Genomic DNA, 13331 nt, shown 5'->3' with positions numbered 1-13331 from the left:
TATTAACGCTTAGAGAACTGTGGTTTACGACGTGCTTTACGCAGACCCACTTTCTTACGTTCAACCTGACGAGCATCGCGGGTAACGAAGCCAGCAGCACGTAAAGTAGGACGCAGAGTTTCGTCCAGTTCCATCAGCGCACGGGTAATACCGTGACGGATAGCGCCAGCTTGACCAGTGATGCCACCGCCTTTAACGGTTACATACAGGTCCAGTTTATCAGTCATTTCTACCAGCTCGAGAGGCTGACGAACTACCATGCGGGCAGTTTCACGACCAAAATAAACATCCAGAGGACGCTTGTTTACTACGATATTACCACTGCCTGCTTTGGCAAATACGCGGGCAGTTGAAGTTTTGCGACGGCCAGTGCCGTAGTACTGAGTTGCAGCCATTTGCTTAATCCCGTTTAGATATCAAGAACTTGAGGTTGTTGTGCAGCGTGGTTATGCTCTGCGCCAGCGTAAACTTTCAGTTTACGGAACATGGCACGACCCAGAGGGCCTTTTGGCAGCATACCTTTAACTGCTTTCTCGATGATCATTTCTGGCTTATGAGCTTGCAGCTTCTCAAAGCTGATCTGCTTAATGCCGCCCGGGAAGCCGGAATGGGAGTAGTATGTCTTGCCCAAAGCTTTATTACCGGTAACGGTCACTTTCTCAGCATTGATCACGATGATGTAATCACCAGTATCAACATGAGGAGTATATTCAGGCTTGTGTTTACCACGGAGACGCAATGCGATTTCAGTGGCGATACGGCCCAAAGTCTTACCTTCGGCATCAACAACATACCAGTCGCGAGCTACAGTTTCTGGCTTGGCAGTAAAAGTCTTCATTATTACAAAAACCCAAAGTTAAATTCTGTCACATGTTGCCGCGGATGCAGACAACACTATATACCGTTTCTATGCCCCTTCGAGCATGTCATTGGTTTTAACCGCCCAACAAAGGACGGAGTAACGTGGGCAGGCGCAGGATTATAGACAAAGCTGAACTAAAAATCATCTGCTTTTTACAGCCAACCCAATATTTTTTACACTTAAAATCAGGGGTGATGTTCCAGCAACAAGTACTCTTTGGACTGCATCTCTACCAGTCTTGAACGACAACGGCGAAATTCAAAGGTCAACTGTCCTTGAGTATAGATTTGCGACAAGGGAACTGCTGCAGAAATGATCAGTTTAACGCGTCTTTCATAAAACTCATCCACCAACGCCAGAAAGCGACGGGCTATATCATCGCCAGTCTGTTGTGCGCCCATCTGTTCGACCCCGCGAACTAATACAGTATGAAACTGATGCGCCAACACCATATAATCCCGCTGACTTCTGGGGCCGTCGCAAAGCGCTCTAAAATCTGCCAGCAATACGCCTTGGCTACGCAGCTGCACGGGAATATGCCGCCCTTCCACATCCAGTGGTGCCGCAGTGATTTCTGTGCCATCGGTCAACTGACTGAAATAGGACCGCAAATTGTGCTCAGCTTGCTGGTCTAATGGAAAATGATAAATCTCTGCCTGTTCCAGCGTGCGCAACCGGTAATCAATGCCAGAATCCACATTGAGCACCTGACAATGCTGCTTGATTTGCGCAATGGCTGGCAAGAAACGGGCTCGCTGCAATCCGTTTTTATAAAGCTCATCTGGGATAATGTTGGAAGTTGCGACTAATACCATGCCCTTTTCAAACAGCGCCGTAAAAAGTGTACCGAGGAGCATCGCATCAGTAATGTCCGAGACGAAGAACTCATCAAAGCAGATCACCCGATACTGTTTTGCCATGCGTTCAGCAATGACCAGCAATGGATCACGAGTCCCTTTTAAACCGCCTAAATCCTGATGCACTCTTGCCATAAAATGATGAAAATGGGCGCGCAGTTTGCGATCATCCGGCAGCGACTCAAAGAAAATATCCATCAGATACGTCTTACCCCGGCCAACTCCGCCCCAGAGATATAATCCTTGCACCGGCTGCGGTTTGCCTCGGCCAATCCAACGTCGCCACCCTCTTTTTGCTGGCTTTTGCAGCAAATCATAGACCCGTTGTAACGCTCTCACGGCTCTTTCTTGAGCGGCATCATAGCTAAAATCTTCGCGAGTAAGATCTTGTTGATAATGTTCCCACGGCGTTATTTGTGACACTTGAAATCTTCTCTTTATGCCCTATGTGAAAAACATAGCCGGTAAAAAATAGGGCAAATGTTAACACGTCAACGCGAACCCGGTACAGATGGCCTCTGACATCATGGGTTTAGTCTATTGTTTTAATGAATTTTTTTATGAAAACCCCCAATAAAAATCGCCTTGATATAATTAATCTTTGTTAATGACTCGAACTTTTCAAAACAGCAGTCAGTCGGATTAAGTACAGATAGCTCACTGAGCTTTTTTAACGAATTCGCCGCCATATGGCAGAGCAAAACATCTGACTGATTCCGGATGAGGAGCAATAAATAGATGAAAACCAAATTATCACTGATTTCCGCCGCCCTGTTGGGGGCAAGCCTGATGCTAACACCTGTAGTCTCTCAGGCATCAATCCCTCAGGCGGTTGATGGTCAGAATGTGCCGAGCCTGGCCCCGATGCTGGAGAAAGTCACTCCCGCAGTCGTATCAGTTGCAGTTTCCGGCACCCATGTATCGCGCCAACGAGTACCGGATATTTTCCGCTATTTCTTCGGTCCTAATGCACCACAGGAACAAGTTCAGGAACAGCCCTTCCGCGGTCTGGGTTCCGGAGTGATCATTGACGCAGACAAAGGTTATATTGTGACCAACAACCATGTGGTTGATGGTGCTGATGAAATCAAGGTCGGGCTGCATGACGGTCGTGAATTCACCGCCAAACTGCTGGGCACTGATAAAGAATCAGATGTAGCGTTATTGCAGATTAAAGCAGATGACCTGACCGCCATCAAAACTGCTGATTCAGATGCGCTGCGTGTTGGTGACTTTGCGGTAGCTATTGGCAACCCCTTTGGTCTGGGACAAACCGTAACCTCCGGTATCGTCAGTGCCCTTGGCCGCAGCGGTCTGGGGATCGAAATGCTGGAAAACTTCATCCAGACCGATGCGGCGATCAACAGCGGTAACTCTGGCGGCGCATTGGTAAACCTTAAGGGTGAGCTGATTGGGATTAACACCGCGATTGTGGGACCGAATGGCGGCAACGTCGGAATTGGGTTTGCGATTCCAGCAAACATGGTACACAACCTAGTGAATCAGATTATCGAACATGGTGAGGTACGCCGTGGGGTTCTCGGGGTCATGGGTCGTGATCTGGATAGTAAATTAGCCGAAGGCTTTGGTCTGAAGTCACAACATGGTGGCTTTGTTAACGAAGTTGTCGCCGATAGCCCGGCAGCTAAAGCCGGTATCAAAGCCGGTGACGTGATAGTCAGCCTTGACGGTCGTCCAGTGAAGACCTTCCAGGAACTGCGAGCCAAGATTGGCACCATGGGCGCGGGTACTCAGGTGCAACTTGGTATCATCCGCGATGGTGACACCAAGACAGTTAAGGTAACGCTGGGTGATGCCAGCGAAATGAAAGAAGCCTCCGCTGGCGATGTGCATCCGATGTTGGAAGGCGCAACCCTTGAAAATGGCGATAAGGGGGTGGCCATTACCGCGATTGCCCAAGGCTCGCCGGCCGCGATGAGTGGACTACAGAAAGATGATGTCATCATCGGCGTAAACCGCACACGTATCGATAATCTGAAGCAGCTAAAAGAAGCGCTGAAAGATCAGAATAATGGCGGCGTTGCACTGAAGATCCGTCGTGGTAACAGCTTGCTATACTTGGTGCTGCGTGGTTAAGTGATCGCTGGATAAATGATGGAGTCGCGCTTGCGACTCCATTTTTTTATCCGGTCCACAGCTTTACTGCGTCTGACACTATTATGTGAGCGATACTTTACAAAACATGTTAATCTGGCTCGAAATTTTTCCATTTAACGCCAACACGGACCGCCAACAATAATGTTTAAATCATCACTGATTTACCTAGCTAAAGCCGTCGCGTTCGGCCTGGTAATGGCTGCTGTGTTTATCCTGTTTACTCACTTTACCGGTAATCAGAATGGCGGATTACTGCAGTTTGGTAACGGCAGTAGTGAATTATCCTTTGCTTCGGCAGTGCGCAAAGCCGCCCCAGCAGTAGTTAACATTTACAGCCTCAGCGTTAACCAAGATCAGCCGTTAAATTCCAGCAAGCTACAGGGATTAGGCTCAGGGGTGATAATGAGCAAAGAAGGCTACATCATCACCAACTACCATGTGATTAACAAAGCCGATGAAATTGTGGTTGCCGTACAAGATGGCCGCAAATTCAGTGCTGATGTTGTCGGTATGGACCCAGAAACCGACCTCGCAGTACTCAAAATTGAGGGAGAAAATCTGCCCGTGGTGCCGATCAACCTCAAGCATTCCCCCAGAGTCGGTGACGTGGTGCTCGCTATCGGTAACCCCTATAACCTCGGGCAGACTATTACGCAAGGGATCATCAGTGCGACGGGCCGCAGTGGTTTAAGCAGCCGTTATCTCGATTTTCTGCAGACAGACGCGGCCATTAACGCCGGTAACTCGGGCGGTGCCTTGATAGACACCACCGGCAGTCTGATCGGTATTAATACTGCGGCCTATCAACTCACCAACGATGACAAAGCAGGTCATGGCATTAACTTCGCCATTCCTATTGAGCTGGCCTATAAAGTGATGGGCAAATTGATCAAAGACGGCCGGGTAATCCGAGGCGCACTGGGTATTTCCGGTGAACCCGTCAATCAAGTTATCGCTCAGATCCTAAATCTGCCCGATCTTAAAGGGATCTTCGTGACCAATCTGGATGCTGGCGGTCCGGCAGCGAAAGCAGGTCTGAAACCACGTGATGTCATCATCAAGTATCAGAATGAAGATGTCACCGGTGTTGAAATGATGATGGATCGCATTGCCGAAACCAAACCGGGGACCAAAGTAGATGTGCAGATTATCCGCGACGGCAAAACCATGGACATCCCCGTTATCATGGGTGAAAAGACTTCCCGAGATAACTGAGCGGCGATCGTCAAATAAAAACACCGGGCAATGCCCGGTGTTTTTATTTGAATGACCCTAACAGCTTAGTGACGCCAATCCTGCGGTTCTTCATCATCAGCTTCGTCGTCTTCTAGCTCTTCGTCACCCATGAAATAGGTGCCCCAACCGTCATAATCAACCTTGTGCTTGGCCGCCAATGCCAACAGTTGTTCACAAGCCTGATCCAGCAGCGCGACATCAAGAGAATGGTAGGCAATTGCATCAAAGCAAAACAGCACATCACCATCGTCTAACTCAACTTCTTCAGCATCGTTGACTTCAAAACCTAATTTAAACGCATCTACCGCAGCCTTTTCCAGACGATCAAAATCACTGGAAGAGAAATGATGCTCAATGGTGTACTCGGCATCAGCGTCAGAACCGTCATCCAGCAACGACTCTACAATATCGCGGTTTTCCTGCTTCTGGGCTTGCAGTTGTTGTTGAATACTCATAATTATCTCCAGTTGGCGCAATGCCGCTGATTATACTTCAGGATGATTAAGATCAGCAGCCATCATTTGTGCTGCTTCTGCATTTAATTGCGCCAGTTTACTCGCCATGCGCTGATGCACGTCAGCCGCAAATTCGCGGATCTGCCCGGAGCCGATCCCCTCGGTACCAATCGGTTCCAGCAGTTCGATAATCACCACACCGTTATTACGTTGACCAAGACGAATATGGTTCTGACTTGATGCGATGATTGGCACAATTGGAACTCCGGTTGCCACTGCGGTATGAAACGCCCCCATCTTAAACGGCAATAACCCACGACCACGACTGCGAGTCCCTTCCGGGAACACCCACAGTGAGAGCTTTTTCTGCTTAATCTTATGGGCTGCTTTTTTCAAGGTTGCCATTGCCCTTGAGCGATTCTTACGATCGATCAGTAAGTTACCTGACAACCAATAGATAATGCCAAATAAGGGGATCCACAGCAGGCTCTTCTTACCCAGCGATACAGTTCCTTTGGGAACGACATTCGCCAGAGTAAACAGATCATAGCTATTCTGATGATTCGCCAGAAAGATACAGGGCTGAAACTGGTTACGTTCAACGTGTCTGATGACAAGCCGAATGCCCAGCAACGGAGTGACTGCGGCGAAACAGCGTGCTAATACATAGACATTGTCCCGGTGTAAGGGGCGCAATACACATAGCACAACACTAAAACAGAACAGCAATACCAGCAGTAACACCAACAGCAAGCTTCTGAAGATTAACAGCACTATCTCGCTCCTCACAGGAAGGGGCGCCAGTATACCATCAAGCCGAGAACTCTCAACGCGCGGTTCAAACCAGCTCTTTGGGGCCTAATTTATGAAATACTAAAATAAATATTGGAACCCGCATTGAATGCAGCGTAAGGTGGACAGCAGCCTGAAGAGTCACGCCATGGCTTAAGCGCTGAAGTACACTCACCCTATGCAACTTCAGATAGGCTTAAGTTCAACTTAAGCCGTCATCGATAGACTTTTTCCGGGTTTAATGACTGTATCAGAGGACTTGATTATGCTGGCATTTATCCGTAATAACCTAGGAATTATCCTGTTTGCCATTCTGTTTTTCGGCGTGGTATTTGGCGGTATTTATTACGTGGAACATTCTCTCGAATCACAGGAACGAGTTGTTAACTGATCAGCGATATTTATGTCGTTGTTCACTATCATCAGGCTTCGGTGGCATCTCGGTTACTTTCAGTTGATCCATTAGGTGAGACACTAACAAGGTAATCATGGCCAGAATGACCACTGGAATACCCAGATGCCGGGTCTGGGGCCACCACCAAACGACAACACCGGAGATCAGCAGCAGATAAAAACTCAGCATTTTTAGCTTCAGCACCCATGGGGTACGACCGAGCCATACCTGACAATGTGGACACTGGATTTCGGCGCTAAGGCCGTTACCGCGCTGTGTGATATGGTCGAGAAGAATACTCTTCCCGCAATGTGAACAGATCACGACTTACCTTTTCTTTTACCAAGGGGCGCTTATTCTAACAAAGAAGCACAGCCACACCATCAACTTTGTCACCCCACTGATTTAACATACAATTTCCTTACGTCTGCCTTCATCCTGCTTTATGCTGCATCAAACGAACGTCATAAAATGCAAGTGGAGAGCCCATGTTAAGACAATTCATTCTAGCTGCTGCACTGATGGTGGCAGTGCCAGCATTGAGCGAGGAGGCGCATGAACTCCAGACGCTACAGCAGCTGCAACAGGGTTTAAGCCAAAGTATCCAGGAGTTGCAACAGGCAAAAGGTGAATTGAAAGCGGTCACCGAATATCACATCAAACAGCAAACACAAGCCTTGCGAGATGAACTTAAGTCACTGATGGATGAGGATAATGCCTCCACAGCACAGCTGTTGCCGCTGATTGATCAACAACAAAAGCAGTTACAAGCGTTTGACCGTTATTTTGACAAAGAGCTTGCGGCGTTAGCGCAACAACTTGGTCAGGGCAATGATGCCAAGCTGATGTTAGCAATAAGCCGCCGGGGACTTGAAAAGGATGCAATATTCCGCGATCAGCTGGAACTGTTGCAATGGGAACAAAGCCTTGGCGCCGATACCAGCAAGTCTCGGGAACAACTTAAGCAACAGCTGCTAAAGCGTGCGCAGCGCCTACAAAGCCTCATCAGCTACAACCAACAGCAGATCACGCAACAAAATAACGAAATCAGTGTTGCCGGCGCCGATGCCAGTAATGAGCAGAAGGCCGCATTGGCCCAGCTCAAGGAACGGCTGAATAACAACAGTGACGGGCTCAGAAGCGATATCGCCATGCTAGACGAACTCGATGCCGATACTGCAGAACTAAAACAAACCCTATTCTCTGTTTCAGGCAACATCACTCAGGATGTACTCAACGTCGGCTTTATTTCCAATCTGTTTCAACACTGGTTGGAAACCGCAGAATCCAAACTTATCGATGGCGGCCCAGAAATTGCATTTAAGCTGCTAATTTTCCTTTTAATTCTTTTCTGCGCCCACTTATTGGCACGATTAGCCGAACGCTTGGTACGCAAAGCGGTCGGCACTTCCAAACTAAACTTCAGCATGTTACTGCAAGACTTCTTTACCGGGTTATCCGGTAAGGTGGTGATGACACTTGGACTGCTGATCGCCTTGTCACAGTTAGGTTTTGAACTTGGCCCATTGTTGGCGGGCTTTGGTATTGCCGGGGTGATTATCGGGTTTGCATTGCAGGATACATTATCGAATTTTGCCTCGGGGATGATGATCCTCATCTATCGTCCTTTCGACGTCGGCGATTTGATCGTCGCCGCCGGAGTCACTGGCAGAGTCAGCCATATGAGCTTGGTATCCACCACCATTAAAACGCTCGATAATCAGCGGCTGATCGTGCCTAACAACAAAATCTGGGGCGATACCATCAACAATATCACCGCCGAGCAGTATCGCCGCATCGACATGACCTTTGGCATCAGCTACAGCGACGATATAGAACAGGCAGAAAACGTGCTGAAGCAGATTGTCAAAAATCATCCCAAAGTACTGACTTTCCCAGAATCCAATGTCAGATTACATCTGCTGAACGAGTCTTCTGTCGATTTTATCGTACGGCCTTGGGTGGCTCCGGATGATTACTGGGAAGTTTATTGGGATATCACCCGCGCCGTGAAAATGCGTTTCGATCAGGAAGGGATCAGCATCCCATTCCCACAACGGGATGTGCATTTTTATCGCGGCTAACCATAAAAAAAGTGACAGCATCATGCTGTCACTTTTTTATGCGGATACCATTGCATTCAGAACGCCTTAGTCGTCATGCACGGGTCGCCGCGCCGGGAATACTTTGCGTACCAGGATAAAGAACAACGGCACCAAGAAAATCGCCAAAACCGTTGCGGTAATGGTACCGCCGACAATCCCGGTACCTATCGACATACGGCTTGCAGCTCCGGCACCTGTTGAAATCGCCAACGGCAACGTACCGAAAATAAAGGCCAATGAGGTCATCAGAATCGGTCGTAAGCGCAATTTAGCCCCTTCCAATGCGGCATCAAATGCTGATTTACCGCGTTCATAGGCAACTTCCGCGAATTCAACAATCAAAATGGCATTTTTGGATGACAGCCCAATGGTGGTCAACAACGCCACCTGGAAGAAAATGTCATTTTCCAACCCACGCAACATGGCCGCCGCCGCCGCACCGATCACCCCGAGAGGGATCACCATAATCACCGACATCGGCACGGTCCAGCTCTCATACAAGGCTGCCAGACATAAGAACACCACCAGAATGGAAATACTGTACAGCAAGGTAGACTGGCTGCCGGCGATCTGCTCCTGGTAGGACAAACCACTCCAGGCGTAAGACGTTGCCCCTTCGGGTAACACCTGCTTCGCCAGTTTGACAATTTCATCCATGGCATCGCCGGAACTGACGCCGTTAGCAGCACCCTGAATTTCAATAGAAGCGTTGCCGTTAAACCGAGTCAGACTTTGCGGCCCGGAGCCCCAGACAACATCACTGAATGACGAGAATGGTGTCATCGACACGTCGCCCTGACTGTCACTGCCTCTGACGAACCAGAATCTCAGGTCATCCGGCTGCGAGCGATAGTTAGCATCGCCTTGAACATAGACCTTCTTAACACGGTTATTATCAATGAAATCATTGACATAGCTGCCTGCCCACGCCGTACTGAGGGTGCTGTTAACGTCCGACAAGCTCAGACCCAACGCTGCCGCTTTAGCGGTATCAATATGTACTTTGAGCTCCGGGGTGTCACTGAGTGTGCCCTCACGTAACGAGGTCAAAAACGGATCTTTACGCGCAGCAGCTAATAATGTTTTGGAGTATTCGGTTAACTGTGAACGTTCAACGCCCACATTAGCGAGTAACTCATAGGAGAAACCGCTACTACGTCCTAAACCGCGCACGGGTGGTGGTGCCATCGCAAATACGCGGGCATCGCGGATCGTCGTAAAATAACGGTTGGCACGAGCGGCGATAGCCTGCGCACTATTTTGCTCACCAGGACGCTCGTCCCAGTTCTTAAACGCGAGGAATGCCATCCCGGCATTCTGACCGGAACCGCTAAAACTAAAGCCAGAGATGGTAAAAATGGTTTTTAGATTGGCTTTTTCTTCAGTCAGAAAATAATGTTGGATCTGTTTCGCAACCTCTCGCGCACGTTTCACAGACGCACCAGTCGGCAAGTTATACTGCACCATCAAAATGCCCTGGTCTTCATTGGGTAGAAAACCTTTGGGCAAGTGGGTCATCATTGCCGCCAAACCGGCAATGATTAACAGGTACACCATCATCCAGCGTATTGGACGACGCAGCACACTTGCGACCTGATGACCGTAGCGTTCGCTGAAGCGATCAAAAGTGCGGTTAAACCATATAAACAATCCCCGAGAAGGCTTCTCATGATCAATGGGCTGCAACAAGCTGGCACACAAAGTCGGACTAAGGGTCAAGGCCACGATTACAGACAACAACATGGAAGACACAATCGTCACAGAGAACTGACGGTAGATTACCCCGGTGGAACCGCTAAAAAAGGCCATCGGCAGGAACACTGCAGATAGCACCACTGCGATACCGATCAGCGCCGAGCTAATCTCTTTCATGGATTTTATGGTAGCAGCCCGCGGCGATAGCTTCTCTTCACGCATCAGACGTTCAACGTTTTCCACCACCACAATTGCGTCATCCACCAGCAGACCAATGGATAACACCATGCCAAACATGGTCAGAGTGTTAATGGTAAAGCCAAAAGCTTCCAATACGCCAAAGGTACCCAGCAATACTACAGGTACGGCAATTGCCGGGATCAATGTGGCGCGCCAGTTCTGCAGGAATATCCACATCACCACCACGACCAATAGCACGGCTTCAAACAGCGTTTTCACCACTTCTTCAATGGAGACACGAATAAAATCCGTACTGTCACGGGGGAAAGCGATTTGGTAGCCTTCCGGCAATTCCTTATTGAAATTGGCGATGGTCTTTTTAACTAATTCAGCAGTGGTCAACGCGTTGGCACCGGGCGCCAGCATAATCGCCATACCGGAAGCCGGGTGTCCATTGACCCGAGGTTGGCTACTGTAATTTTCACTACCCAATTCTACTCGAGCGACATCTTTGAGCTTAACATCCGCGCCACTATCACTGTGCTTAACAATGATATTTTCAAACTGTTCCGGAGTCTGCATCATTGACTGCGCCGTGACCGTCGCATTCAGTTCCTGATCGGCGAGAGACGGCAACTGACCAATGCCCCCGGCAGCCACCTGCGCGTTCTGGACTTTTAATGCTGAAACAATATCCGAAGGGATTAGGTCATACGCGGCCAACTTGGTGGGATCCAACCAGATCCGCATAGCATGTTGGCCACCAAACACCCGAGTATCGCCAACACCAGGCAAACGTGCGATAGGGTCTTGCATGTTCGATACGATAAAGTCCGCCACATCATATGAACTGGCTTTATCCGTGGTATCAAACATCGAGAAAACCAGCAGGAAGTCGCTTTGTGATTTGGTCACATTGACCCCTTGTGACTGCACCGCGGTGGGCAATCGCGACGTCACTTGCTGCACTTTGTTCTGAACCTGAACCTGAGCCGTATCTGGATCAGTTCCCTGCTCAAAAACCACAGAAATTCTGCTCTGACCGGTACTTGAGGTAGAGGAAAAATACAGTAAGCCATCGAGACCAGTGAGCTGCTGCTCCAACACTTGCGTCACGCTGTTTTCGACGGTTTGTGGATCGGCACCGGTATAATTTGCAGCGATATTGATGGTGGGGGGCGCGACATCGGGATATTGCGCCACCGGCAGGGATACAATTGAAAATACCCCCGTCAGCATAATAATAATGGCAATAACCCAGGCAAAGACCGGACGGTCAATAAAAAAACGAGCCAACATAATTAATGTCCTTCCTGGCTACCGGTTTCTAATGTCACGGTTTCTGCTTTTACCGATTGTCCCAGTTGGACTTTATTTGACCCTTCAACGACCAGCAAATCACCCGCTTCCAGCCCTGAAGTAATTACCCATTGATCGCCAATGGCCTGCTCCGTGGTGACGAGCTTTTTAGCTAATTTGCCATCTTTGCCCACTACTAATGCATATGCCTGTCCCTGATTGTCGCGCGCGATACCGCGCTGCGGCACCTTAATCCCTTGTTTATCAACAGCCACTTGCAACTTAGCTCTCACAAACATGCCAGGGAGCAGCACATCCTCCGGATTGGCGAACTCAGCCCGCAAGACAACCGAACCAGTGGACCGATCGACCGACACTTCACGCATCTTCAGCTTACCTTTATCAGCATATTCACTGCCATCTTCCAGGATCAGACTGACCTCTGCATTGCCCTTTTCCACGCCAGCCCGTGACAGAATTTTGCGCAGCTGCAACATATCCTTGCTGGATTCATTCAGATCGACATAGATAGGATCTAAAGTATTGATAGTGGTTAAAGCTGTACTTTGAGCGGCACTCACCAGTGCGCCGGGAGTAACGTTAGAAATGCCGATATAACCACTGATCGGTGCGGTGATTTTGGTTCGTTCTAGGTCAATGCGGGCACTTTTCAGTGCCGCCCGATACCCGGCTACGCTGGCATCGGCTTCCATAAAGGCTGCATGTGCATCTTCAGCATCCTGATGTGAAACGCTTTTTTCTTTCAATAATGCTTGGTAGCGAGTGTCTTTCAATCTGGCAGCTTCCAGCGTTGCCATTGCCGTACGCAGATTAGCGTCAGCTTTATCATATGCGGCTTCGTAAGTCGCAGCGTCTATCTGATACAACACATCGCCGGCATTGACTTTAGCGCCTTCAGTAAACTGGCGTTGCTGAATAATCCCGCCTACCTGAGGACGCACTTCTGCGCTCAGCGAGGCCACGGTTCGGCCTTGCAAAGTAATCGTTAGCGGAAAAGATTGCTGAATCACTTTAACTACGCCAACCGTCGCTTCGGTTTCGGTAGCTTTTTGTTGTTCCTGACAGGCGGTCAGCAAACCGGCAGTTGTAAGGACGCCGAGAGACATAATTATTGTTTTTATCATGGGGTGGGTTCTTATCAGACGACTTAAACAGACTGCACGATAAAGCAAGAGTGATTTATCGCCAAGTCTCAAACAGGGGAAAATCGGTAAATCTGCGATAATAATTATTTCAAAGTGTTAACACATTCATAATAACAAAGCGAAATTAGACGCTGTAAAACATGTTAATTATTGAAATTTAATAGATAATCAT

The 13331-nt window shown here is 48.8% G+C and carries 12 protein-coding genes; 4 read left to right on the top strand and 8 right to left on the bottom strand.

What is annotated here, in order from left to right:
* Positions 1-2 precede the first annotated feature (2 nt).
* The 3 genes from rpsI to zapE form a co-directional block, all read right to left on the bottom strand.
* On the bottom strand, positions 3-395 hold the full coding sequence (rpsI, locus tag PY479_RS10755) for a 30S ribosomal protein S9 (protein ID WP_212595310.1): 393 nt from the start codon (positions 393-395) through the stop codon (positions 3-5).
* A 14-nt stretch (positions 396-409) separates the two neighbouring features.
* A complete protein-coding gene (gene rplM / locus PY479_RS10750; RefSeq protein ID WP_212595309.1) occupies positions 410-838 on the bottom strand; it encodes a 50S ribosomal protein L13 in 429 nt (142 codons plus the stop codon).
* 209 nt (positions 839-1047) lie between these two features.
* Positions 1048-2142, bottom strand: a complete 1095-nt coding sequence (zapE, locus tag PY479_RS10745) for a cell division protein ZapE (RefSeq protein ID WP_212595308.1) — start codon at positions 2140-2142, stop codon at positions 1048-1050.
* A 315-nt stretch (positions 2143-2457) separates the two neighbouring features.
* On the opposite strand from zapE, the gene PY479_RS10740 reads away from it, so the two are divergent.
* Both PY479_RS10740 and degS read left to right on the top strand, forming a co-directional pair.
* A complete protein-coding gene (locus PY479_RS10740) occupies positions 2458-3816 on the top strand; it encodes a DegQ family serine endoprotease (protein ID WP_275483760.1) in 1359 nt (452 codons plus the stop codon).
* A 159-nt stretch (positions 3817-3975) separates the two neighbouring features.
* Complete coding sequence (gene degS, locus PY479_RS10735) at positions 3976-5052, top strand: outer membrane-stress sensor serine endopeptidase DegS (protein ID WP_212596490.1); 1077 nt, start codon at positions 3976-3978, stop codon at positions 5050-5052.
* A gap of 65 nt (positions 5053-5117) precedes the next feature.
* On the opposite strand, the gene rraB is transcribed toward degS, so the two are convergent.
* Entirely contained in the window at positions 5118-5528 is a 411-nt protein-coding gene (gene rraB, locus PY479_RS10730; protein ID WP_212595306.1) for a ribonuclease E inhibitor RraB, read from the bottom strand.
* 30 nt (positions 5529-5558) lie between these two features.
* Positions 5559-6302 (bottom strand): 1-acylglycerol-3-phosphate O-acyltransferase, encoded by a 744-nt coding sequence (locus PY479_RS10725; protein WP_275483759.1) that lies wholly within the window; start codon positions 6300-6302, stop codon positions 5559-5561.
* A gap of 283 nt (positions 6303-6585) precedes the next feature.
* Here PY479_RS10725 and PY479_RS10720 point away from each other — a divergent pair, with 283 nt between their 5' ends.
* Positions 6586-6711, top strand: coding sequence for a hypothetical protein (locus PY479_RS10720; protein ID WP_267459536.1), 126 nt, complete (start codon positions 6586-6588; stop codon positions 6709-6711).
* Here PY479_RS10720 and PY479_RS10715 read toward each other — a convergent pair whose 3' ends face one another.
* Positions 6712-7038 carry a hypothetical protein gene (locus PY479_RS10715; protein WP_275483758.1) on the bottom strand — a complete coding sequence of 109 codons (327 nt, stop codon included), beginning with the start codon at positions 7036-7038 and terminating at the stop codon, positions 6712-6714.
* 164 nt (positions 7039-7202) lie between these two features.
* Between PY479_RS10715 and PY479_RS10710 the strand changes: the two genes are divergently transcribed.
* Entirely contained in the window at positions 7203-8798 is a 1596-nt protein-coding gene (locus PY479_RS10710) for a mechanosensitive ion channel domain-containing protein (protein WP_275483757.1), read from the top strand.
* A gap of 66 nt (positions 8799-8864) precedes the next feature.
* Here PY479_RS10710 and PY479_RS10705 read toward each other — a convergent pair whose 3' ends face one another.
* Together PY479_RS10705 and PY479_RS10700 are read right to left on the bottom strand one after the other, a co-directional pair.
* A complete protein-coding gene (locus tag PY479_RS10705) occupies positions 8865-11993 on the bottom strand; it encodes an efflux RND transporter permease subunit (RefSeq protein WP_275483756.1) in 3129 nt (1042 codons plus the stop codon).
* Positions 11994-11995: 2 nt separating this feature from the next.
* Positions 11996-13138: an efflux RND transporter periplasmic adaptor subunit gene (locus PY479_RS10700; protein ID WP_275483755.1), complete on the bottom strand. Its 1143-nt coding sequence runs from the start codon at positions 13136-13138 to the stop codon at positions 11996-11998.
* Between the last annotated feature and the right edge of the window lie 193 nt (positions 13139-13331).

It is taken from the genome of Shewanella sp. A32 (assembly GCF_029167175.1).
GTDB lineage: Bacteria > Pseudomonadota > Gammaproteobacteria > Enterobacterales > Shewanellaceae > Shewanella > Shewanella yunxiaonensis.
The sequence above is the reverse complement of the archived record's forward strand: the minus strand, read 5'-3'. Positions and strand labels throughout refer to the sequence as shown.

What these genes read in the sequence shown, in the direction of transcription:
- PY479_RS10705 (WP_275483756.1), bottom strand. Translation starts at nt 11,993, where the DNA reads ATGTTGGCTCGTTTTTTTATTGACCGTCCGGTCTTTGCCTGGGTTATT.
- rpsI (WP_212595310.1), bottom strand. Translation starts at nt 395, where the DNA reads ATGGCTGCAACTCAGTACTACGGCACTGGCCGTCGCAAAACTTCAACT.
- PY479_RS10740 (WP_275483760.1), top strand. Translation starts at nt 2,458, where the DNA reads ATGAAAACCAAATTATCACTGATTTCCGCCGCCCTGTTGGGGGCAAGC.
- PY479_RS10700 (WP_275483755.1), bottom strand. Translation starts at nt 13,138, where the DNA reads ATGATAAAAACAATAATTATGTCTCTCGGCGTCCTTACAACTGCCGGT.
- rplM (WP_212595309.1), bottom strand. Translation starts at nt 838, where the DNA reads ATGAAGACTTTTACTGCCAAGCCAGAAACTGTAGCTCGCGACTGGTAT.
- rraB (WP_212595306.1), bottom strand. Translation starts at nt 5,528, where the DNA reads ATGAGTATTCAACAACAACTGCAAGCCCAGAAGCAGGAAAACCGCGAT.
- PY479_RS10720 (WP_267459536.1), top strand. Translation starts at nt 6,586, where the DNA reads ATGCTGGCATTTATCCGTAATAACCTAGGAATTATCCTGTTTGCCATT.
- PY479_RS10710 (WP_275483757.1), top strand. Translation starts at nt 7,203, where the DNA reads ATGTTAAGACAATTCATTCTAGCTGCTGCACTGATGGTGGCAGTGCCA.